Raw genomic sequence first — 23,097 nt, 5'->3', positions numbered from 1 at the left:
CTTTTCCGTTCAAAGAACAGCTGTCGTTGGGGGATCTCAGCGACCTGCTGGGGCGCATTCGCGAGCGGCAGTATGACGGGGTGCTGAGCCTGGGCCGAAGCTTGGGGGTCAAGCTGTTGTTGTGGCTGACCGGCATTCCCAAGCGGGTGGGCTATGCGCCGCCGGGGCCGGGGCGACCTTGGCTGACCGACCCGGTGCCCCTGAAGCCGGCCCAGTATGCGGCCCAGATGTACCACGACCTGGTGCAGGGGTTTGGCATTGCTGCGCCGGCGGGGTTGCCCCAGATTCGTCTGAAAAAAGCAGACCTGGAGTGGGCAGAGCAGGAACGCAAGCGCCTTTTGGGGGATGCCGCTCAAGATTATGTGCTGTTGCATCCGGGGGCCAGCCAGCTGTCGCAGGAGAAGGGAATTCAGAAGATCTATCCCTCTGCCAACTGGGTCAAGGTCATCAAGGGTTTTCGGGAGCAGCGGCCGGAGCTGCCGTTGGTGCTGGTGGTGGGGCCAGAGGATGAGCAGCTGGCGGAGGGCTTTCTGGCGCAACTGCCGGAGCTGCCGGTGAGCCGTCCTGTCCGGCTGGGGCAGCTGGCGGCCTTGATTGGTGGGGCAACGCTGCTGTTGTGTGTGGACAGTGCTCCCATGCATTTGGCGGTGGCGGTGCAGACGCCGCTGGTGGCGTTGTTTGGGCCCACCGACCCGCTGCGGCTGCTGCCTTCAGAGGGGCCGTTTCGGGCGGTCAAGGGGGCCGATGGGAAGGTGGAGTCGATTGCCCCCGAGCAAATTCTGCAGGTGATCTTTCCGGCCTAGAGCCAAGGTTTTCGTGGCAGCAACCCAGTCCAGTTTCTCTGCAGGCGGACCGAGAAGCCTTCTAGCCTGGGAGATGTGTCCCTGTCTGCTTTTAGCCGGCGGGAGAGCTTGCTTTGTCACCTTGGCTCTCCTAGGCTTGCTGGCGAGCGACCGTAAGGCAGTCAGCATTGCTGTTGACCGGGGGAACTTCTGCCCTCTTGGGGGAAAAGGGCTGGGGAAGTAGGGGATTCTCATGCGGACGAAGGGACTTGAACCCTTACGCCTTGCGGCACTAGATCCTAAGTCTAGCGCGTCTGCCGTTCCGCCACGTCACTCTCACCCATGCTAGCTCGCCCTCTGGGCCAGGGCGACCTGTAGGGCAGCAGTCTCAGCATCATCGTCATCTCGAATCGGAATCCCGCTCCAAGTCGCGAAAAAGAGGTGTGCTCAGGTAGCGTTCCCCAAAACTAGGCTGGATCATTACAATCCGCTTGCCAGCGTTTTCCGGTCGCCGCCCCACCTGGATGGCTCCCGCCAAGGCAGCCCCAGTGGAAATGCCGGAGAGGATCCCTTCTTCTTTGGCCAGGCGCCGGCTGTAGACCATGCTCTCTTCATCTTCCACTGGGATCACCTCATCCAGCAGGTCGCGCCGCAGCACATCAGGCACGAATCCCGCTCCGATCCCTTCAATGCGATGAAAGCCGGGCCGTCCACCACTCAAGACGGCACTGGCCTTGGGTTCAACGGCCACCAGTCGAATGGCTGGGTTTTTCCCCTTCAAAAACTCGCCCGCCCCCGTGATGGTGCCGCCGGTACCTACCCCTGCCACCAGGATATCCACTTGACCATCGGTATCTTCCCAAATTTCCGGGCCGGTGGTTCTGGCATGGATCCGGGGGTTGGCGGGATTGGTGAACTGGCCCAACATGTAAGCGTTGGGAGTGCGGCGGACGATCTCTTCAGCCTTCCAGATGGCTTCCCCCATGCCGCCGGCGCTACTGGCCAGGTGCACCTCTGCTCCGTAGGCTTTCAACAGCAGTCGCCGCTCCAGGCTCATGCTCTCAGGCATGACGATGATGAGCCGGTAACCCTTGGCAGCAGCGGCCATGGCCAGGCCAATGCCGGTATTGCCAGAGGTGGGCTCCACCAAGATGGTCTTGCCGGGGGTGATCAAACCGGCCTGTTCGGCAGCCTCGATCATGCTGACGGCAATGCGGTCTTTCACCGAAGCGGCAGGGTTAAAGCTCTCCAATTTCACCACGATCTCGGCCAGGCACCCCTCCGATTGCGGGATCCGATTCAACCGCACCAGCGGGGTGCGACCGATGAGCTGGGTGATGTTGGCGGCGATTTTCATGGCTAACAAAAAGGAAGAAACCATCGCGGCAGTGGGCCCTAGCCCTTAACTCCGGAGCAACCGAGGGCCTTACGCGAGGCTAACCCTTGAATAAGCTCCTTGGCGTGCCCCTTTCAAGATCTCACTGCCCTTGGCCCAGCATTGAGGGGATCCCTGCATTCCTTGAAGTTTTGAGAGGGAGGGTTACAAAACCCCTCCTGAAAATGAATTAGAGTGAGATCACACCGGAAGGACGAGTCCATTATGCACCTGAGTGACATCACTCATCCCAACCAGCTCCGAAACCTGAACCTGAGCCAGTTGCGCAGCCTAGCCCGCCAGATTCGCGACAAACATCTGCAGACGGCTGCCAATTCCCCGGTCGGCTGTCATCTGGGGCCAGGGCTGGGGGTGGTGGAGCTGACCTTGGCCCTCTACAAGACCCTCGATCTGGATCGAGACAAGGTGATCTGGGATGTGGGGCACCAGGCTTATGCCCACAAAATGCTCACCGGCAGGTACCACAATTTCCACACATTGCGCCAGAAGGGGGGGATTTCCGGCTACCTGAAGCGCAGCGAGAGCCGCTTCGATCACTTTGGGGCGGGGCACGCTTCCACCAGCATCTCGGCAGCTTTGGGCATGGCCATCGCTCGGGATCGGCGGGGAGACAACTTCAAGGTGGTGGCCATCATTGGGGATGGTGCCCTAACCGGAGGCATGGCCTACGAAGCCATCAACCACGCCGGGCACCTGCCCAAGACCAACCTGATGGTGGTGCTCAACGACAACGGCATGTCCATTTCCCCCAACGTGGGAGCGATCCCTCGCTATTTAAACCGCCTGCGCCTCAGCCCGCCGGTGCAGTTTTTGGCCGATAGCCTGGAAGAGCAACTGAAGAATCTCCCCCTGCTGGGATCCAGCCTCAGCCCAGAAATTGACCGCCTCAAGGAAACGGTGAAGCTGGTTACCGCTGTGCAAAACAACAAAGCCGGCATTATCTTTGAGGAGCTGGGCTTTACCTACGTGGGGCCGGTGGACGGGCACAACCTGGCGGAGTTGTTGGATGCCTTTGAGTTGGCCCACGGCATCTCCGGCCCGGTACTGGTGCATGTAGCTACCGTCAAAGGCAAGGGCTACCCGCCTGCCGAAGCGGAACAGGTGGGGTATCATGCCCAATCCCGCTTCGACCTGGCCACCGGCAAGCCCTACCCGCCCACCAAGCCCAAGCCCCCCAGCTACAGCAAGGTCTTTGGCCATGCCCTCTGCAAGCTGGCCGAGCGGGATCCCCGCATCATCGGCATCACCGCCGCTATGGATACGGGCACTGGCCTGGATAAGCTCAAGGAAAAGCTGCCGGATCAGTTTGTGGATGTGGGGATCGCCGAGCAGCACGCTGTAACGTTGGCGGCTGGCATGGCCTGTGAGGGAATGCGGCCAGTGGTGGCCATTTATTCCACCTTCTTGCAGCGGGCCTACGACCAGATCATCCACGATGTCTGTATCCAAAAGTTGCCGGTCTTCTTTTGCTTGGATCGGGCGGGAGTTGTGGGAGCCGATGGCCCCACCCACCAAGGCATGTACGACATCGCCTATCTGCGCTGCATTCCGGAAATGGTGCTAATGGCTCCCAAAGATGAAGCGGAGCTACAGCGCATGGTGGTGACCGGGATCCAGTACACCCAGGGCCCCATCGCCATGCGTTACCCGCGCGGATCTGGCGTGGGGGTGCCTCTGGCAGAAGAGGGATGGGAACCCCTGCCCATCGGCAAAGCCGAGGTGTTGCGCAGCGGCGGCGAGGTGCTGATCCTGGCCTATGGGTCGATGGTGCATCCCAGCCTGCAGGCGGCGGAGATCTTGAAAGAACACGGCATCTCAGCCACGGTGGTCAATGCCCGCTTCGCCAAGCCTCTGGATACTGAGCTGATCCTGCCTTTGGCCGAACAGAGCCGCTTGGTGGTGACGGTGGAAGAAGGTTGCCTCATGGGTGGGTTTGGCTCGGCAGTGGCCGAAGCCCTGCTCGACGCCGACCTGGCAGTGCCCTTGTTGCGCTTGGGGGTGCCGGATGTTTGGGTGGAGCACGCCACCCCTGAGGAATCCTTGGCAGAACTAGGCTTGAACAGTGCCGGGATTGCCGAGCGGATTCGGGCCAAGTTTCAGGCACGAGTTCTCAAGGGATCCCCTGCAGAACTTCCCACTGTCAATTCCTAAATCTATCCTGAATCTATTCTGAGAGGCCCATCCGCCGGTTGAACTGCTCGATAGCGGCTTGCTGCAGAGCTTCTGCAACAGGGCGGGTGCGCAGGAGGATCTGCACATCTCGCAGCAGGTTTTCTCGCCACAGGTTCTCCCGCAACACCTGCAGGCGGGCATAGTTGGGATCCAAGCGCATGGCCTTTGCCCCCAGTTCCTCAGCCCGTTCGGTTTCTCCCCGAATGTAGAGGGCAGTCGCCAGGGCCAAATAGGGCTCTGCTACGGCATTGTTCATCTCTATCGTGCGTTCCCAGCGATCGATGGCGGCGTCGAGATCCCCCTGCTCATAGTCCACCAAGCCCATGTTGTTCATGGCCGGCCAATAGGCGGAATCCAACTCCAAGGTCTTCTCATATTCCTGCCGGGCCGCATCCCACCGATCCAGCATGAGGTAGGCATTGCCCAGTTGGAAGCGGGCATTGGGGTTATCCGGTTGGAGGGCAACCGCTCGTTCCAGGGTTTCAGCAGCGGCAAAGTAGCTGCCCTGCCGCAAATAAGCCGATCCCAGCGAGTAGAGAACAGCCCCATCTTGAGGAGACAGGGCGCGGGCCTTCTGCAACGAGGCAATCGCCTGCTCCAAGTCCCCCAGTTCTAGGTGGACGTTGCCCAAAACGTAGAGTAGCTCTGAGGAGTTGGGCACCATGGACACGGCCAGTTGCAGGCGGCGCAGCGCTTCTTCCGTCTGGCCAAACTGGGCTAACCGCAGCGAGTCGGTGGCCAGTTGTAGCGCTTGGGCCTGCATCAAGCCCCCATTGGGCAGAGGGACGTGCAGCAACACCTGGGCCTGGGCAGAGCTCCACCCTCCCATCCCCAACACAACTGCCAGGCCCACCGACAAGGCTCGCCAGGGCCGGACGGATAACCGGAACAACAGTGGCGGCATGATACCCACGCAATAAACAGGCCATGCCCATGTTAGCTGCAACAGCCGGGGATCCCTACGTCTTGGTGTTCTCTTCTGCAGCGGCCATTTGAAAGGGCTCTTGAGCTGCTCATGCTGATACATTCACGCTGAACTCTCCTGAACATGGTTCAGGAAAGAAGCGATCGCATCCTGCCTATCTCTGTTCGCGTCAGCGGGACGGAGTCCAAACAGGAAGGCGGTATCCCGCAAAGCCCTGAGGAATACCCCCCGAGCGCTTTCCCCCTTCACTTCCCGGCAACCGTTGCGGTGGACTCAAGGATCAGGGGGAAACTTGGTCTACTATATCCCTCTCAATGACTTTTGCCAAACCGCCTAAAGCTCAGTAAATTCAGCAAAGTTCAGGGTTTTGGGGGTTAGAGGCATGCTCTTCTGCCTGTTGCTGAGGGTGCCCCGGCTTACACAGAGGTGGATAGGCCATGGTTTACCAGCCGAGAGCAGCCAAATCAGAGGCGCCGCCACCGCCGCCCCGATTGGGTGAGCAGATCTTCGGCAGCCTTTGGCCCCCAAGTGCCGGCCTCATAGGTGAACAGAGGCGGTGCAGCACCGCCGCCATTGCCGCTGCCGGGCTCAGACTCCCAGGCCGATAACACCGGCGTCACCACCCGCCAGGCCGCTTCAACCTCATCGGCACGGGTGAACAGCGTTGGATCCCCCAGCAGACAATCCAGGAGCAGGCGATCGTAAGCATCCGGTGTACTCGCTCCAAAAGCCGTCCCATAGCGGAAATCCATATCCACCGAGCGAGTGCGGATCTCTGGCCCCGGCATCTTGGCCTCAAAGCGCAACGAGATGCCCTCATTGGGTTGGATACGCAGCACCAGGATATTGGGGCTCACCTCCCGAGCTGCCGATTGGAACAGGGAAAGGGGCACCTGCTTAAAGTGAATGGCCACCTCCGAAACCTTCTTGGGCAGGCGTTTCCCAGTGCGCAAGTAGAAGGGCACCCCCTTCCACCGCCAGGTGTCACACTCCAGTTTCAGAGCGACGTAGGTGGGGGTTTTGGACTGGGGATTGACATTGGGCTCCTGCCGATAGCCCAGCACCGGCTTGCCGGCAATCCAGCCAGGGCCGTACTGCGCCCGCACCGCTGCGGCTGCCACATTGCGGGGATCCGCTAGGCGGGTGGCCTGCAGCACCTTGGTCTTTTCGTTGCGCACCCCATCGCTGCGCAGTGAGACAGGTGGCTCCATGGCCGTCAGGCAATAGATCTGCATTAGGTGGTTTTGCACCATGTCTCGCAGGGCGCCGGCAGTGTCGTAGTAGCCGGCCCGATCCTCCACCCCCACCGTCTCCGCCACGGTGATCTGCACATGGTCGATGTAGTTGCGGTTCCAGAGAGGCTCGAAAATGGCGTTGGCAAAGCGGAAGACCAGCAAATTCTGCACCGTCTCTTTGCCCAAGTAGTGATCAATGCGGTAGATCTGCTCTTCCTGGCAAATCCGCTGCAGGATGCGGTTGAGCTCCTGGGCCGAGGTGAGATCGTGGCCGAAGGGCTTTTCGATCACCACCCGCGTTTTGGTCGGATCGGCCACCATGCCAGCTGCCCCCAGCTGTTGGATGGCCTGGGCATAGAAGTCCGGCGCCACCGCCAGATAGAACACCCGGTGGCCGCGGGTGCCCCGCTCTTCGTCCAGCTGGCTGAGCAGTTGCTTCAGGCGAAGATAGCCTTCTGGATCCCCGATATCCAGGCGGCAATAGAACAGGCGGCTGGCGAAGTCCTGCCATAGGGCCTCCGGCCCCAAGTCCTGGGGGGCAAACTCCTGCACGGCAGCCCGCATTTTTTCCCGATAAACCTCGTGAGTCCAATCGCGGCGGGCCACCCCCACCAAGGTAAACTCCGGCGGCAGCCGTCGCTGCACAAACAGCCGATAGTAGGCCGGGATCAGCTTGCGGGCCGCCAGATCCCCAGAAGCGCCAAACTGCACCACAATACAGGGATCCGGGGTGCGTTCTTGGTTGAGACCAACGCGAAGGGGGTTTTCTGCCAGGGTTACCATAGGCCAGCTTGGCTCAAAGAGAAGGATTGGGAAGAACCTAGGGCACCAGAGAACCCTCCAGGCAGCGCAGCACTTCTTCCACGTTCTCGCGGCTGCCGATGATAAGGGGCACCCGTTGGTGGAGAGATTGGGGAACGATATCCAGGATGGCCTCGGTGCCAGTGGTGGCCGCCCCGCCCGCCTGCTCGGCCAGAAAAGCCAGGGGGTTGGCCTCGTACATCAGGCGCAGCTTGCCCTCCGGTTTTTTCTGGGTGCCGGGATAGAGGTAAACTCCGCCCTGCAGGAGAATGCGGTGAAAATCCGCCACCAGAGCGCCGCTGTAACGGGAGATGTAGCCATCGCGGCGGTGAACATAGCGAACGAAGTTTTGGATCCCTTCGCTCCAGTGGCAGAAATAGCCCTCGTTGAGGCTGTAGACGGAGCCGCGTTCAGGAATGCGGATGTCGCTGCGGGAGAGGATAAATTCCCCCAAGCTGGGATCCAACGTGAAACCGTGTACCCCCTTGCCAACGGAGTAGACCAGTTGGGTGCTGGGGCCGTAGAGAATATATCCTGCAGCCAGTTGGCGACGGCCCGGTTGCAGCAGGTCTTGGTTGTCCGCTTCCGGGCGATCCTCAAGAGGGTGAAGGACGGAGAAGATAGAGCCGACGCTGAGGTTGGCGTCAATGTTGGAGGATCCATCCAGGGGATCGATCATCAGGGCCAAGCGGCTGAGGGAGCAGTTTTCCGGCAGGCGAGCCGGGGTTTTCATCTCTTCCGAGACCAGCCGACACACCAGGCCCGTTTGCTCCAAAGCGCGAATGAAGGCCCGGTTGGCATAGTCATCCATCTGTTGCTGTTCTTCCCCTTGGACATTGAGGCTGCCGGTAACCCCCAGCGCCCCTTCGATCAGTCCTGCCTGACTCAGCCGCCGGGCGATCATCTTGCCGGCCAGGGCAATGCGGTTCATCAGGGCGCTGAAGTCTTGGGCCTCTGCCGTAAAACTGCCAAACTGCTGTAAAACATGACGGGAGAGGGTGAGCACATCCCGCAACATCTCCCGTGAGGACTCCGTCCCGCTAACGCGGTCGGCACTGCTGGGCACTGCAGGCGAGGGGAGAGGAGAGCTGAGAACCATACGAGGCTTCGCCAACACGAAAGAAAAACACCCATACAAGGGATCCCCGACCCCTGCGTCTTGACCCGGAGTGCAAGGACTCGGTCTTGCCAGGGCGATTGGAACCTGGGATCCCTTCTACTAGGTAGGCTGGCCGATTCCTGGCGCAGGTGCAGACAACTTACAGAGTTGCTTCAGATTTGGTTTGGATCCCTCTTGCCGGCAGAGCTAGTGTTCCCCCGAAGAGAGGCGGTAGGATGAGTTCTAGCCGTTTTCTTCCTTGCCCACTTCCTCTCGATTCCCTCTGGCAATGATGGCCAATTCTCCGCTCCCACTGCGCAGCCAAGTGGTCACCCAAGGGGTACAGCGCTCCCCCAACCGCGCCATGCTCAGAGCCGTGGGCTTTCGCGACGAAGATTTCGGCAAGCCCATCGTCGGCATTGCCAACGCCCACAGCACCCTCACCCCCTGCAACATGGGGATCCAAACTCTGGCGGAGCGGGCGGAGGCGGCTTTGAGAACGGCGGGCTGTATGCCCCAGGTGTTCGGCACCATCACCATCAGCGATGGCATTTCCATGGGCACGGAGGGGATGAAATACTCGCTGGTGTCGCGGGAAGTGATTGCCGATTCCATCGAGACGGTGGTCAACGGCCAGAGCATGGATGGCCTCTTGGCCATCGGCGGCTGCGACAAGAACATGCCGGGGGCGATGATCGCCATGGCCCGCCTCAATGTGCCCTCCATCTTCGTCTACGGCGGCACCATCAAGCCGGGTCACTACAATGGCCGCAACCTCACCATCGTCAGCGCCTTTGAAGCCGTAGGGGAGTTCAGCGCCGGGCGCATCTCCGAGGAAGAGCTGCTGGCGGTGGAGCGCCATGCCTGTCCCGGTGCCGGATCCTGCGGCGGCATGTACACGGCCAACACCATGTCCAGCGCGTTTGAGGCTATGGGGATGAGTCTGCCCTACTCCTCCACCATGGCTGCAGAAGACGAAGAGAAAGCCGAAAGTGCCGCCCAATCGGCCAAGGTCTTGGCAGAGGCCATCAAAGCCAACCTCCGCCCCCGCGACATCATCACCCGTAAAAGCATTGAAAATGCCATCTCGGTGATCATGGCCGTAGGGGGATCCACCAACGCCGTGCTCCACTTTCTGGCCATTGCCCATGCGGCAGAAGTGCCCCTGACGCTAGATGATTTCGAGACCATTCGTGCTCGCGTGCCTGTCCTCTGCGATCTCAAGCCTTCAGGGCGGTTTGTGGCCACCGACCTGCACCGGGCCGGCGGGATCCCCCAGGTGATGAAAATGCTGCTCAACCACGGCCTGCTGCACGGGGACTGCCTCACCATCTCCGGCCAGACCATCGTCGAAGTCCTGCGGGATGTGCCGGACGAGCCTAGCCCGGATCAGGAGGTGATCCGCCCTTGGCACAGCCCCCTGTATCCCCAAGGGCATCTGGCCATCCTCAAGGGGAATCTGGCTCCCGAAGGAGCAGTAGCCAAGATTACCGGCGTCAAGAACCCGAAAATTACCGGGCCGGCGCGGGTCTTCGATTCAGAGGAGTCCTGCCTGCAGGCCATCCTCTCCGGCCAGATCCGAGCAGGGGATGTGGTGGTGATCCGCTACGAAGGCCCCAAAGGTGGCCCCGGCATGCGGGAGATGCTCTCGCCCACTTCGGCCATCATCGGCGCCGGCTTGGGGGATAGCGTTGGCCTGATCACCGATGGCCGCTTCTCCGGCGGCACCTACGGCATGGTAGTGGGCCATGTGGCTCCCGAAGCCTATGTGGGGGGCACGATTGCCCTGGTGGAGGAAGGGGATCTCATCACCATTGATGCCCCGGCTCGCCAGTTGCACTTGCATGTGAGCGAAGAAGAGCTGGCCCGCCGCCGCGCCCGCTGGTCTCCTCCTGAGCCTCGCTACAAACGGGGCACCCTAGCCAAGTACGCCAAGCTGGTCTCCAGCAGCAGCCTGGGGGCAGTGACGGATTTAAACCTGTGGGATTAATTCCTCGTAGCCCTGGCGTCTCAACCTAACCTGAAGCGACTATGAGTGCGAGAAAGCGGCAGAGAGAAGGGATCCCTGCCGCTGGGTTTTATGGGCTGACGGCCTCAGAGACAACTAGGTACCGATGATCCCGCCGTCATTTTTGGTGATCACCACCACCGCCGAGCGGGGGTAGAGATTGGGGTCGTAGTCTGGCCAGCGGGAATCGACCTTGCCGGCAGCAAAGTCGTCCTCGCTGGTGCTGGCGCCTGGGTGCTGCACGTTGATGAACATGGTGCGCTGATCGGGAGTGGTGACCACACCGGTGATCTCCTGCCCAATCGGCCCGGTTAAAAAGCGGCGAATTTCCCCTGTATCCGGATCGGCAGCCAACATTTGGTTGTTGCCAAAAGGCGCAAACTCCTCTTTGTTGAGATTGCTTTCGCTGGTGTCGGTCTGGATCCAGAGGCGACGGCTGGCATCGAACCACAGACCATCGGGAGAGTTGAAGATGTTGTCTTCATTGAGGGGCTGGCCCGATAGCTTGCGGCTATCTTCCGGCGGCCCGGCCAAGACAAAGAGATCCCACTCGAAACGGGTGGCTTGAGGCCGGTCGTTGGCTTCCTTCCAACGGATGATGTGACCCCACTTGTTTTTGGGACGGGGGTTGGCAGCGTTCACCTGGTCTTGTTCCCGACGGCTGTTGTTGGTCAGGGTGAAGTAGACCATGCGGGTTTGCGGATCCACCGCTCCCCACTCAGGCCGGTCCATTTTAGTAGCACCGACAAAATCTGCCGCCGTGCGGGTGTTCACCAACACATCTGCTTGGCTGGTGAAGCCGTTTTCCGGGGTTAGACCGTTTTTCCCAAACACCAGCGGCAGCCACTCCCCTGTGCCATCTTCGTTGAACTTGGCCACATACAAGGTGCCATTGTCCAACAGATGTCCACCCGCCGTTTCCTTGCGGTAGGGCTCGGCAGAGACGTACTTGTAGATGTACTCAAAGCGGGCATCATCCCCCATGTAGGCCACAATCGGCTGGCCTTCCACCGGCGGCTGAAACACCACGCCTTCGTGGGCGAAGCGGCCCAGAGCGGTGCGCTTCTTGGGAGTGCTGCTGGGATCAAAGGGATCGATCTCCACCACCCAGCCAAAAGTGTTGGGCTCATTGCGGTAGTCTTGAGTGGCATCCGCAGCGGTGGGGGTGGCATTGAAGCGGATGAACTCGTCTGCCTTGTTGCTGGCCAGCTCCCAGCCGTAGCGGGAAGTCTCGGTGCTTACGCCGTAGCGCTTGTGCTCCCGGGGCAGGTTGGGCTTTTGGTCGGGGCCTTTGCTGGTGTTGCTGAAGTAGCCCGCCCAGTTCTCCTCACAAGTAAGGTAGGTATTCCAGGGAGTGACGCCGTGGGCGCAGTTGTTCAAAGTACCCCGGGTCATTGTGCCTTCAGGGCTGAACTTGGTTTTCACGAAGTCGGATCCCCGCACCGGGCCGTGGATCTCCATGAGGGTAAGACCGGTGATGCGGCGGTTGAGGCGATCCCGCACCACTTCCCAACTGCCATCTCCCTGCTGCTTGATGTGGACAATGCTCACCCCGTGGCCATTCAGCTCTTTCAGCACCTGATCGGGATCGCGGGTGCCGTCAGGATTGGTGGGATACAGGTCGGAATCCAGCTTCTGGCCCACAGCCGCAGCATGCATAAACCGAGGCTCAACGTACTCGTGGTTAAACACCAGCAAACCCTCGGTGGAGCTGCCCTGCCAGGGATCCTTCCCTTCGATGGGGAAGAAGTGCATGCCATCGTGGTGGCTGCCCACCTGCATTCCCTGCTCGGCACCGGTGTTTTCCAGCTTGAACTGTGGATAGGTGCCGGTGATGGGAGTACCCCAAGCCAGCAGCGGTCGGGCAGTGTAGCCTTCGGGCACCACCAGTTTGTCTTCCGCGCTCACAGGAATTGCCTTGAAGCCCAGCAAAGCACTGCCACTGGCGGCTTTTGCCGATTTGGAAGCACTGTTCAGCGCAGGCAAGCCAAAAAAGGTGGCCACCGCCGCAGCAATTCCCCCCTGCAACACTTGACGCCGCTGCAAACGGCTCTCCAGGATGCTGCTGAAAGTGGGGTTGGGAGAGTGGTTACACATAGGCTCGTCCCCAGGACGAAGCTTAGGGCCATGCGAATGGATACTCATGTTGACTTCTCCTCTTGTCTTGACAAGTTTTGTTCAGAAACTTGACGAGTCTTATAAAACAGCACCTAACCCCTGCGCTACTCTATTCGCGCATGAGGATAGGCACTACAAAGTTAGTGGCTTGAAGTTAAGAGAAGACTAAGCTCAGATTAAGCCTTGCAAGTGTAAACAATTTCTTTAGATTGAAGCAGCAGTTTCTTAATCATTTGTTGCAACGAGAAGAAGACTTGGTTTAAGTCAATTAGATTAAGTCAATTAGATCAAGTGCCAATAAAGTAGTCTGCAGTCCTTAGAATTGCGATTCTTATGCGATTCTTAGAGGTCTTTTCGTAACCTAGAGAACAAATACACCCCATCTTGATGGTACAGAAGCTGAAACTGGGTTTCCTTCTGTAAAGCTTCGATCAGGATGCGGGAGAACTCTGGAGTGCTGCGCCACCCCGGATGACGGGTGTTGAGCAACACATAATCAAAGGGATCCCATTGAGAGGGCGGGGATCCATTGAAGCGGCCCTCGTCTGTAAAGTAGATTACAGGTCGCTGGGTGAGGTGAGGGCTGATCTCGTGGGTGGTGAGGACGCCCCCTTGGGTGGTGATCTGGGCAAGAGCCTGTCGGGTTGCCTGCCAAGTGTCCAGGGAGCTGAGATAAATCGAGCCGAAAAAGGTGTATTTCCCCAAGGCCAAAAAGGCCAGCGAAGACCAGATCAGGGGCAGTTTTCCATCTTTTATAAAATGGCTCTGGAAGAGGTGATTTTTCACATTCTCGATGACAGCTAAGAACAAGAAAGGAACGATAGGCAAAGCGTACTGATGCACCAGATCTCGATAGGCGGGGTTGCTGGAGAGTATATTCAAACCCAGGGTAGGCAGGGCAGGGATCCAGGGATCCCAGTGTCGCCAAGAGAGGCCCCAAGCCAAAGGCGCAACCAATAAAAATCCATAAAACAGGGTGTCCAGAGAGAAGACTTTGCTCAAAACCAGCATCGGTCTCAAGATTAAACCTTGAACAATTTCCGCAACAGAATTCCCTAGATAGTCGTAATGAGAAACGGCTGCCGGCTCGCTGCCGCTGAAGTGAGGAATGACCCCAAAAGTGGCTATCCCAAACCAAGCTGATCCTGCTGCAATTGCCGTCCAGCCGCCCACTTGGCAGCGCCATTGCCAGCGTTCTTGAATTCGTCCTCTTTCCCAAAGCAACAGCCAGACTCCCAGAGCGACAACATTGAGAGACAACACTGCTTTACAGCCGAGGATGCCGCTCAAACAGAGAAGGAACCCCCACAATTTTCCAGAGCGAATGCAGAGCACAGCCGCCAAGAAAAGGGGAACGGCCAAAACCTCTGGATGAAAATCAAAAAGGTTGGCGTTAAAAATGGCCGGATAGAGAAGATAGGCTGTGGCAATCACCATTGCTTGGCCGGGATCGACCTTGGCCTGAAGTGCAAGGTGATAAATAGCCAATGCTCCCAAGGTTAACGCCAGGGATTGGAGCCCAAATAGCCAATAGACCGAGGGGACAATGCGGTACAAAAAGCTGATGGGATAGAGAATAAAGGCTGCGTGGTCTCCCAAGATGTGGATCCCTCGAATGGTCGAAAACGGAACCTCTCCCCGACTGATTAGATAGATGGATTGGTCGAAGATGCCAAGATCATATCCTCCAGACTGAAACAGGTGATGCCGGACAACACTACAGCCAAAGAGAATGAAGAAATTAAAAATCATGATTGCCAGCAGAAGTGGAGGCAGAGGACGATCCTTCATAAGAACTAGGGCTTTTGATTTATAGATCTTGGCAAGGTAACTTTATCGCTTTTCTCAGCCTTGCGTGACATCCTAGCGAGATCTGGATTCGGCAGAGGCTCCGCCGCAATTCCGGACATTTCTCTTTCCTCGGGAGTATGAGGAATGGCTCAAGCTTGTTGGAGATAACGATACGGATGAGTTAGGACTGACTACGGCAAGAGGGTGTGATTTGGCCCAAGATGGCAGCATGTCTTGCCCCAGTTGCTTCCGGTAAATTGTTGGTCTTACCTTGCCAGGTTTTATAGGCCAATACCGCGAAGGCAAGGGCCTCTTTGGCCTTAGAAGGGATCCCCACTTGGTCGGAAGTCAACAGGGTTGTGGTCGGCAGTTGCTCCTGCAGCAGTTGCATGAGAACAGAGTTTTGGGTGCCGCCACCGCTGAGAATAACTTGATCTGGGGTCGCGGGCAAAAAGTCCCTATAGGCTTGGGCAATGGAGCAGGCCGTAAACCCTGTGAGGGTGGCAATACAGTCGTGAGCAGATATAAATTGGGTCCAAATTTGCTCCAAATAAAGGGATCCAAAATACTCCCGACCAGTGGTTTTGGGCGGTGCCTTTTGAAAATAGGGATCCCGCATCCATTCTGCAACTTTTTCCCAGTGGACTTGGCCTTGGGCAGCCCATTTTCCATCGCGATCAAAGGCTTGTTGTCCTTGGCTGGCCCGCATCACCGCCAAATCAATCAAAACATTGCCGGGGCCGGTGTCGAAAGCCAAGGGGGATCCCCCACTGTAGAGGCTGGGGAGATAGGTAAGGTTGGCAATACCGCCGATGTTCTGGGCCACACGATGAAGGTGGGGATGCCTCAACAGCAGCCAATCCACAAAAGCTACCAAAGGTGCGCCTTGGCCTCCTGCTGCCATGTCCCGCGCCCGAAAATTGCTCACCACCGGGATCCCGGTCAGCTCGGCAATCACCGCAGCTTCACCGATTTGCAAAGTCGAAGCTTCTGGCCCACTGGGGTTATGCCAAAGGGTTTGGCCATGGCTGCCGATGAGATCGATCTGTTGGGGGGTAAGATGGGCCGCCTGGATCCCTTGCAAGGCCGCTGCCGCAAAAGCTCGACCCAAGCGAAAGTTCAAGGTGCAGATGTGATCTACCGTGCCGGTTTTGGGATCCGCAGCCCGCAAAATCTCTGCCCGCAGCGTTGGGGAATAGGGGATCGTCTGGAAATGCATTAACTCCCACTGTAGGGAATCGTCGCCCTCGATGCGGACGATGGCTACATCGATCCCGTCTACAGAGGTGCCCGACATTAAGCCAATGACAATCATTTTGCTAGCGGCTCAACCAGAGGCTTGAGAAGGTCTAAAGTTTTGCCCCCTTTCCCCTTCCCCTTTTTAGGATACAGGCAGGGTATCCAGAGCTACCGTGTGGGGGACTATGAGTGAAGCCATCCGCTACGACCTTCTTTTGGTGGGGGGAAGCTCCTCCAACTTGATCTTGGCCCACCGCCTTTTGGATCTGGCCAAGCTCTCTGGGCTGAAAATCTCTATTGCCATTTTGGAAAAAGCCCGCCAATTCGGCGGTCACATCGTCAGTGGCGCCATCTGCAACCTCCAAGTGATCGCCAAGCTCTTCCCCGATTTTGAAAGCCAAGGATTTCCCCACGAAGGCCGGGTGGAAGCCAATCACTTGAGCGTGCTGGGATCCCAACAGCGCTGGGATCTGCCGGAAGCGGTGATCCCGCCGGGATTTCGCAAGCAGGGGCAGTTCATTCTCACCCTCAGCCACGTCATCCGTTGGCTGGCCGAAACCCTGCAGGAAAAAGCCAAAGGGATCCCGAACGTTACCCTGGATGTGTTCCCTGGCTTTGCCGCCCATGAAATCCTCTACGACGGGGAGCGGGTGATTGGGGTGCGGGCGAGCGATTCCGGCCAAGTGTACGAAGATTGCATCTTTGCCGAACTCACCTGTTTCGGCGACAAAGGCTTCATTTCCAAAGATCTCATCGAGAAGTTTCAACTGCGCCCCAACCCGCAACTGTGGTCGGTGGGGGTCAAAGAGGTGTGGCAGATCCCCCAGTCCCGGCAGGGGCAGGTGTGGCATACCTTGGGCTACCCGGTTTTGGATGGCAGCTTCAGCGGGGGCTTTGTCTATGGCCTCAAAGACAATCGCCTGGCCTTAGGTCTGATCATCGGCCTCGACAGCAGGAACCCCAACCTTAACCCCCAGCAGCGTCTGCAGGAGTTCAAGGCTCACCCCTGGATCCAGTCCCTGATTGCCGGCGGCAAGTTGCTCAAGTACGGGGCTGCCGTGATTCCCGAAGGGGGCTACCACAGCCTGCCCACCCGGTTTGGCGTTGAGGGAGCCCTGCTGTTGGGGGATGCGCTGGGGGTGTTGGATGTGGGCAGCTTGGCCGGGGTGGATAATGCCATGGAAACCGGCTATCTGGCGGCGGGCCTCATTCACGATGGCTTCTTGAAAGGGGATCTGCGCATCCAGGCCGACTACCAAAGGGCGGTGATGGAAAGTGCAGTGGGGCAAAACCTCTACCGCAGCCGCTACTTCCGCGAGGCTTTTCTGGAGAACTCCCGCCTGCTGGAAGAATACTTACCTCAGGTGTGCCGCAGCGTCGATGCCGGCCACCCCTGGCTGGGATCCCTGCGCTGGGGCCTGCAGGATCCCGTTCGCCGCGGACGAGAAACTCTGCGCGCCTACACCCTGCTCACCGGGCGGGTCAGCCCCAGCGAGCCACCCCCGCGAGGCTATGTGGCCCCCCACGCCGCCATTCAGGCGGATTTTGTGGCCCCCACAACCTTGGCTCCCCAGGAATTGGCCGCTCGACCGGGCTATTTCTCGCGGCCCGATGCGGTTTTTTTCGCGGATCCCCGCTACCCCGAGGGTAACCGTCACATCCTGGAGTTCGACGCCGAAACCTGCCGCCGGTGCATCGCCGCCTACGACAAGCTGAATCGCCCCACCCCCTGCGTTGCCGACTGCACAGCAGAGGTACACCACATCCGCGACCAAAATGGCATCCGCTCCCATGCCATGTCTTTGGAAAACTGCATCCAGTGCCGCACCTGCGAGATCATCTGTCCCCACTTAAACTTGCGGGTCAACCCCAGCTACGAGGGATCCGGGCCGGATTTCTATGGGCTGTAGCCGTTGCTGAGGTTAACTCAGTTCGCTGCAGCTCGCCTGATCCTGGGGGTCTAGCAACTGAGGTGAATGGATCTGGCCATCTTGGCCGACGATCCCAGGGATCCAAGCAACCTTGGAAATTGGCTAGGTTGGGTTAGGGCTTGTTGGAGATCTTTTGTCGGTGAGCGATTCTTTGGATGTCCAGGCTCCTCTGCCCGCCATTTTGGCCGATCTGCAAGAAGCTCTGGAATCCCTGGGGTTGGGCCATCTTCAGGTACAAGCGCGGCTTTCCGGCCACCGCCTGTTGCTGCGCCTAGAGGGGGATCCCCTGCCTGAGCCGGATGCTTTGCTGGAGAGCCTCTCGCCGGCATTGGAGCACATGGCGCTGACCCACAGGCAGCGTCAGGTGGAGCTGTTTGGCTTTCTGGCCAATGAAGGGATCCCGGAATGGCACTGCGAGTGGCGCTACCAGCCCCAGCCCAACCCCAACAGCCCTCTGTATCGCGCTCAGCGGGGGGATGAGGTGGCCATCCAGCAGGTGTTCAATTACCTGTTGCGTCCAGAAGGGATCCAAGCACGGGTTCATTTCCATCCCAAGCTGGGCCTCTTGCAGGTGAACTTGCAGGCGGCAGAAGCTCCGGATCCGGCTTGGGCTAAGGATTTTCTGCGGCGAGCCTTGACCCGTCTGGAATGGACTTTCTTGCAACGGCTGCGGCTTTCCGGGCAAAAACTGGGCTCCTTTTTCCCGGCCTGGAGCCAGGAGTTCGATCTCAAACAGCCCGCCTTTTGGCAGGCCCCCCAAGTGCCCTTGACCGGGCGCTCCCCCATCTCAGAGAGAGAAATCTCTCCGCTGGATAAGCCGCCACCCCCTTCTCCTGCCTCCCAGACTGAATCTCCGGGTGTCAGTTGACGGAGGAGATAGTAAGTAGCCGAGCGTTTGCAGCCGCTGGCTGAGCGTATTCTGAAGGACAGTGCTCGTTGGGGTTGGCCATGCGGGTTGTTTTTTTCGGCACGCCAGAGTTTGCCCTGCCTTCGCTGCAGATCCTGTTGCAGCCGCAGTCTCCCTTTGAAGTGGTGGGATTGGTCTGCCAGCCGGATCGGCCCCAGGGACGGGGACAAAAGGTGCTTCCCCCCCCTACCAAGGTTCTCGCCCAGGCCCACGGGATCCCGGTGTGGCAGCCTGTCCGCCTGCGGCGGGATCCCCAAGTGCTGGCGGCTCTGGAGGCGCTGGCTGCCGATGTGTTTGTGGTGGTGGCCTACGGCCAGATCTTGCCCCTGACGGTGTTGCAGATGCCCAAGCTGGGCTGTGTGAATGTGCATGGATCCCTGTTGCCGGCCTATCGTGGCGCTGCTCCCATCCAGTGGGCCATTGCCAACGGCGAAACCGAGACCGGCGTGACCACCATGCTCATGGATGAGGGAATGGATACGGGGGCCATCCTGCTCCAGGCCAAGCTACCCATTGGGCCAGAGCAAACCAGCCTAGAATTGGCACCCCAACTGGCTCAACTGGGGGCAGAACTCTTGGTGGAAACGCTCTTGAAATTGGAGAAAGGGGAACTCACCCCTATTCCTCAGGATGGATCCCGGGCAACCTACGCCCCTTTGCTCAAAAAACAAGACTTTCACCTCGACTGGCAGCGCCCTGCCCAGGCCTTGCACAACCAAATCCGCGCCTTTTCTCCCGACTGTTTCACCAGTTTGAGGGGGCAGCGGATCAAAATTGTCCGCTCTGCCTCTCCTCAGTTGCACCCACCCCCTGGCGATCTCCCCCAAGGCAGCCCTGGCGAGGTGGTGGGATTGGCCAGGGGAGAAGGGATCTACGTAGCCACAGGAGAGGGATCCCTATTGATCCGGCGGGCGCAGCTGCCTGGCAAAAAAGAACAGTCCGCTTGGGACCTGGTCAATGGCGGCCAGCTCAAGGTGGGGATGCGTTTTGAGCCACTCCCGGATGCTTGAGAGCCATACAGGGATCCCTTGGGCGTGGTCAACCCAAATGGTGGCGAATAAATGGTGGCGAATACAGTAATGAATGAAACATTTCCGTTGCATTACTCCCCTCTCCCTCTGGGAGAGGGTGAGGCTTACTCCGGCTGGGGAAACTCCTGCCAAAGGGTGGTGCGTTGGCGCAAGCTGAGGAACTGTCCGCCGCCCAAGATGAGGTGGTCCAAAACCGGGATCTGTAGCAGTTGCCCCGCTTGCAAGAGTTGCCGGGTGAGGGCAAGGTCTTCTGGGCTGGGATCCAAGCTGCCGGAAGGGTGGTTGTGGGCCACCAGGATGCGGCTGGCTCCTTGCTTGATGGCGCTGCGGAAGGTTTCCCGCGGATGGGTGAGGGTTTCGGTGGCTGTCCCCCGGGTTACGATCTGCTGGCCAATGAGGCGGTGCTTGATATCTAGGTGCAAAACGGCAAAATGCTCCTGGGTCTCCCACATCAGGTCGCCGCTCAGGGCCATGGCTGCCTGTTCCGGCGACTCGATCACCGTGCGTTCTGGCGGGCGACCCAAAAACACCCGTCGCCCCAGCTCGATGGCGGCCAACACCGTTGCTGCCTTGGCCGGGCCAATGCCTTCGATCTGGATCAGCTCTCCGGCTTCCACCTGGCGCAACTGGGCCAAGGGATCCCCTTGGGCTTCTAACTTTTTCAGGAGCAACTGGGCGAGGCCGACTGCTGAGAGTTTGCCCGGCCCCTGTCCGGTGTTGAGCAGAATGGCCAGCAGCTCGGCGTGGGAGAGGTGCCTTGCCCCTTGGCTGAGCAGCCGCTCGCGGGGACGATCTTGGGCAGGAATATCGCTGATGCGCAGCACGTACTGGCTCATCTGGGGCCTAGGGAGGAGAAGAGGTTTTTTTCAACAGCCAAAAGGGACTGCGGCGCTCGACGACCCGCCAAGATCCCAGAATGGCTGCCTGTTCGCCCTCGGGAGCTGTAAGTTCAGCTACAAAGGGATCCCAGGTAACCAGGTAGTCGGGCGCCTGCCCCTGGGCTTGCCAGTCGGCCAGCTCTTCTGGGCTGGCGGCGTAGGGAACCTGCAGCGGGCCATAAAAATAGGGTACAAAAGAGCGAAAGCCGTACAGGCCCACCGTTCCAGAGAGAGCCGGCTGGGCGTTGTTTTCGGAAGTGGCAAACTGCCGGAAAAAGTGGACGGCTCCTCCCTGGGTGTGTTGCAGCAGGCGGGGGAAGACCCAGCACCAGGCCAGTTGGGCGCTCAGTCCGGTGGCCAAGAGCAAAACTGTCCAGCCCCAAGCCCGCCGCCGTCCTCGACTCCAAAGGAGAATTCCCAGCAGCAGGATCGCGGCGGGGACGTAGGTCAACACCGGCCACTCCACCTCAGCCTGCAGGTATCCCAGCACCAAGCTGCTGGAAAAGTCGTCAGGGATGCCGGCAAAGACCCATGCTTGGACTAGCCCAGCGGGATCCTGGGATCCCAGCCAGGGCAGCAATAGCCACAGGGCCAGCCAAAACAAGCCACTGAGCAGGATCCAGGCACTTTCCCAAAAACTGGGCCCTCTTTTCTCAGCAACCAGGCGCTGCAAGCGCAGGGCAGCAAAGTAGGCCCCAATGGGGTACAGCAGCGAGGTGTAGTGAACCAGCTTGGTTTGCACCAGCAGCGAAAACAGGGCCAGCACCACCCCAAAAGCCACCAACAGCAGAGATTCTGCCCGCCGAGTCAAATCCACCGAGCCCACGCTCCTGGGGATGGGCTGCAGGATCTCGGCCAAAGCCAAAGAACCCCAGGGAAAGCACCCCAGGGCAAAGGCCAACAGATGAAAATAAACCGGGCCGGGATGCCCATCTGAGCTGGTGAGGATGCGCCATTGGTAGCGCCCAAACTCTTCCACCCATTCTGGCCCCCGTTGCACCCCCTCCAACGCCAGCCAAGTGAGGGGAACAGCCACAGCTAGGCTGAGGAAAACCAGGCTCTCCCCCCATCGAAGGGGAGGATCCCGTTGCCAGAGCTTGTAGAGGATCCAGATAGCCAGGGGCAACACCAGCCCCACCGGCCCTTTGGCCAACACTGCCAAGCCCAGGGCCAGCGCCCCCACCGCTCTCCACCTGCGTCCAGAGTACCCGGCCCGCCAGGCCTCCTCGGCGGCCCAAAGGGATCCCAGCCCCACACCCATGCCCAGGTTGAGTAGCGGGTCGATGAGACCGGTTTTGTAAAAAAACAAGGGCAGGTAGCCCGTCAGCAGCAAGATCCCCCATAGGCAGCCGAACCCCATCCCGCCCAGACAGGATCCCCACCCCACCAGCAGCGCCACTGTGATCCCGCCCACCCAGGCATTGGGCAACCGCGCCGCCCATTCGTTCATCCCCAAAACAGCCATGGACAGGGCCTGCAGCCAAAAAAACAGGGGCGGCTTTTCAAAAAAGGGCTCCCCGTTGATCGCCAACGAGAGCGGATCCCCGCTGGCCAGCATCTGCCGCGCCAAGCTGGCGTAGATCAGCTCATCCCAGTCGAACAGATAGGGGATCCCCTGACCTACCCACAGCCACAGGCCGGCCAAAAGCCCCATCCCCAGGGATCCCTTGAGGCGGCCCAGAAAGCTAGGCATGGAAAGCTTCTGAAGACACCACCCGGCCCACGCTCTGAGGCGAGCGCAGGAGGCGGAGCAACTGGGCTGCCAGAGCGGATCCCTCTGTCTCTACCGGAATCTCCACCCCACACCAACGGCTGGAGCTACCCTGCAGGGCAGCTATCCACTCCGGGGCAAGGGATCCCCGCGCCACCCCGATCAATTGCGGCAGAGGCTCCCGACGATACAGCCCAATCCAGCGCAAGCCCAGTTGAAAAGGCCCCGGTCGGAAACGGGGGTTCAAGCGGCCATCCGCCTCAAACTTGCTCAACATCACCTGCAGAGAGCAGATCTGGCGAGTATTGAGCGCAGGAGCCGAAGGCACAAGGCGGGCGCGGAACGTGGCAACCATCTCCGCAAAGGGGATCTGAACGGTCTGCTCTTCTCCCGGCGCAGTGTCGAACGCATAGCCGTAGGCGGGGCTGTCCCAGCCGCCTTGATCCCGCAGTAAGACCTTATACCGCTGCCCATCCCCTCGCAGGCGCAGCTCCAGACCGGCAAACCCCGACAAGTCCAGCGGCGGCTGCCAATTGCGGGTGCGCGTGGAAACAAACCCCCCAAAGTTGGCCGTGGAAACCTGGCCTGCGAACAGCAGCTCCTCCTTTCCCCAGAGCAGTTGGCTTTGGCTCGCCCCGCCCATCACCACATCGTCCAAAATGCCCCAAAACCGATGCAAATCCGGGTTGGGCCGGCGAAAGTCGAACAGCATCCGCTCCGTTTGCCCACTGCTGCGCAATTGCTCCAGATAAGCCTTGGCCGTTGGTGGATCCCCCAAACCTAGGATCACGGTTGCTGTCGCCCAATCTGGCGTATGGCTCACCTCCACGCCCTGCTGCCGCAGGGCCTCCGCCAACCCGTCAGGCAAACCTTCCCCCACCACCCCTATCTGGATAGCGACCGGCTCGGAAAGAGAAGGTGGCACAAAATCATCCTCCACGGCCTGGAACCCATTCTGAACCCGACGCCATACCTCAGCCCAAGGCAGGGCCTCATAGTAGGTGAGCGTGTTCCAGAACCGCCCCAGATCCCAAGGCATGAGTCTACCTCATCTCTTCAGAGGTCTATCCCGG

Annotated in this window: 16 protein-coding genes; 6 read left to right on the top strand and 10 right to left on the bottom strand. The window is 59.4% G+C overall.

Going from position 1 to position 23,097, the window contains the following annotated elements; all coding sequences use genetic code 11:
• Nucleotides 1-803 (top strand): glycosyltransferase family 9 protein (locus ACVWXW_RS11760; protein ID WP_457403953.1); only part of this gene is annotated, 803 nt, incomplete at its 5' end.
• A 379-nt stretch (nt 804-1,182) separates the two neighbouring features.
• Here ACVWXW_RS11760 and cysK read toward each other — a convergent pair.
• On the bottom strand, nt 1,183-2,139 hold the full coding sequence (gene cysK, locus ACVWXW_RS11755; RefSeq protein ID WP_011433569.1) for a cysteine synthase A: 957 nt from the start codon (nt 2,137-2,139) through the stop codon (nt 1,183-1,185).
• A 243-nt stretch (nt 2,140-2,382) separates the two neighbouring features.
• Between cysK and dxs the strand changes: the two genes are divergently transcribed.
• Nucleotides 2,383-4,329 carry a 1-deoxy-D-xylulose-5-phosphate synthase gene (gene dxs / locus ACVWXW_RS11750; RefSeq protein WP_011433570.1) on the top strand — a complete coding sequence of 649 codons (1,947 nt, stop codon included), beginning with the start codon at nt 2,383-2,385 and terminating at the stop codon, nt 4,327-4,329.
• Between the two features lie 13 nt (nt 4,330-4,342).
• Here dxs and ACVWXW_RS11745 read toward each other — a convergent pair whose 3' ends face one another.
• From ACVWXW_RS11745 to fbp, 3 genes are all read right to left on the bottom strand, one after another.
• On the bottom strand, nt 4,343-5,254 hold the full coding sequence (locus ACVWXW_RS11745; RefSeq protein WP_457403952.1) for a tetratricopeptide repeat protein: 912 nt from the start codon (nt 5,252-5,254) through the stop codon (nt 4,343-4,345).
• A 485-nt stretch (nt 5,255-5,739) separates the two neighbouring features.
• On the bottom strand, nt 5,740-7,293 hold the full coding sequence (zwf, locus tag ACVWXW_RS11740; RefSeq protein ID WP_457403951.1) for a glucose-6-phosphate dehydrogenase: 1,554 nt from the start codon (nt 7,291-7,293) through the stop codon (nt 5,740-5,742).
• Between the two features lie 37 nt (nt 7,294-7,330).
• A complete protein-coding gene (fbp, locus tag ACVWXW_RS11735; protein WP_457403956.1) occupies nt 7,331-8,329 on the bottom strand; it encodes a class 1 fructose-bisphosphatase in 999 nt (332 codons plus the stop codon).
• Nucleotides 8,330-8,702: 373 nt separating this feature from the next.
• On the opposite strand from fbp, the gene ilvD reads away from it, so the two are divergent.
• Nucleotides 8,703-10,400, top strand: coding sequence for a dihydroxy-acid dehydratase (ilvD, locus tag ACVWXW_RS11730; RefSeq protein WP_457403955.1), 1,698 nt, complete (start codon nt 8,703-8,705; stop codon nt 10,398-10,400).
• Nucleotides 10,401-10,514: 114 nt separating this feature from the next.
• Here the strand turns inward: ilvD and ACVWXW_RS11725 are convergent, their stop codons facing one another.
• From ACVWXW_RS11725 to ACVWXW_RS11715, 3 genes are all read right to left on the bottom strand, one after another.
• A complete protein-coding gene (locus tag ACVWXW_RS11725) occupies nt 10,515-12,563 on the bottom strand; it encodes a PhoX family protein (RefSeq protein WP_457403949.1) in 2,049 nt (682 codons plus the stop codon).
• Nucleotides 12,564-12,878: 315 nt separating this feature from the next.
• On the bottom strand, nt 12,879-14,327 hold the full coding sequence (locus tag ACVWXW_RS11720) for a DUF2079 domain-containing protein (RefSeq protein WP_457403948.1): 1,449 nt from the start codon (nt 14,325-14,327) through the stop codon (nt 12,879-12,881).
• 181 nt (nt 14,328-14,508) lie between these two features.
• On the bottom strand, nt 14,509-15,642 hold the full coding sequence (locus ACVWXW_RS11715; RefSeq protein WP_457403946.1) for an anhydro-N-acetylmuramic acid kinase: 1,134 nt from the start codon (nt 15,640-15,642) through the stop codon (nt 14,509-14,511).
• 109 nt (nt 15,643-15,751) lie between these two features.
• Between ACVWXW_RS11715 and ACVWXW_RS11710 the strand changes: the two genes are divergently transcribed.
• From ACVWXW_RS11710 to fmt, 3 genes are all read left to right on the top strand, one after another.
• Nucleotides 15,752-17,476 (top strand): electron transfer flavoprotein, encoded by a 1,725-nt coding sequence (locus tag ACVWXW_RS11710; protein WP_457403944.1) that lies wholly within the window; start codon nt 15,752-15,754, stop codon nt 17,474-17,476.
• 160 nt (nt 17,477-17,636) lie between these two features.
• The gene (locus tag ACVWXW_RS11705) at nt 17,637-18,365 is read left to right on the top strand and encodes a hypothetical protein (protein WP_457403943.1); all 729 of its coding nucleotides are present in this window, start codon (nt 17,637-17,639) and stop codon (nt 18,363-18,365) included.
• An 80-nt stretch (nt 18,366-18,445) separates the two neighbouring features.
• Nucleotides 18,446-19,414, top strand: coding sequence for a methionyl-tRNA formyltransferase (gene fmt, locus ACVWXW_RS11700; protein ID WP_457403942.1), 969 nt, complete (start codon nt 18,446-18,448; stop codon nt 19,412-19,414).
• Nucleotides 19,415-19,539: 125 nt separating this feature from the next.
• Here fmt and radC read toward each other — a convergent pair whose 3' ends face one another.
• Genes radC through ACVWXW_RS11685 form a run of 3 tightly spaced genes read right to left on the bottom strand, consistent with a single transcriptional unit; the run spans nt 19,540 to nt 23,063 of the window.
• Nucleotides 19,540-20,271 (bottom strand): RadC family protein, encoded by a 732-nt coding sequence (radC, locus tag ACVWXW_RS11695; RefSeq protein WP_414400432.1) that lies wholly within the window; start codon nt 20,269-20,271, stop codon nt 19,540-19,542.
• A gap of 7 nt (nt 20,272-20,278) precedes the next feature.
• Entirely contained in the window at nt 20,279-22,006 is a 1,728-nt protein-coding gene (locus tag ACVWXW_RS11690) for an ArnT family glycosyltransferase (protein WP_457403939.1), read from the bottom strand.
• Complete coding sequence (locus tag ACVWXW_RS11685) at nt 21,999-23,063, bottom strand: CIA30 family protein (RefSeq protein WP_457403937.1); 1,065 nt, start codon at nt 23,061-23,063, stop codon at nt 21,999-22,001. The genes ACVWXW_RS11690 and ACVWXW_RS11685 overlap by 8 nt, the downstream gene beginning before the upstream one ends.
• Nucleotides 23,064-23,097 lie beyond the last annotated feature (34 nt).

It is taken from the genome of Thermostichus sp. MS-CIW-30, from assembly GCF_054058015.1.
The sequence above is the reverse complement of the archived record's forward strand: the minus strand, read 5'-3'. Positions and strand labels throughout refer to the sequence as shown.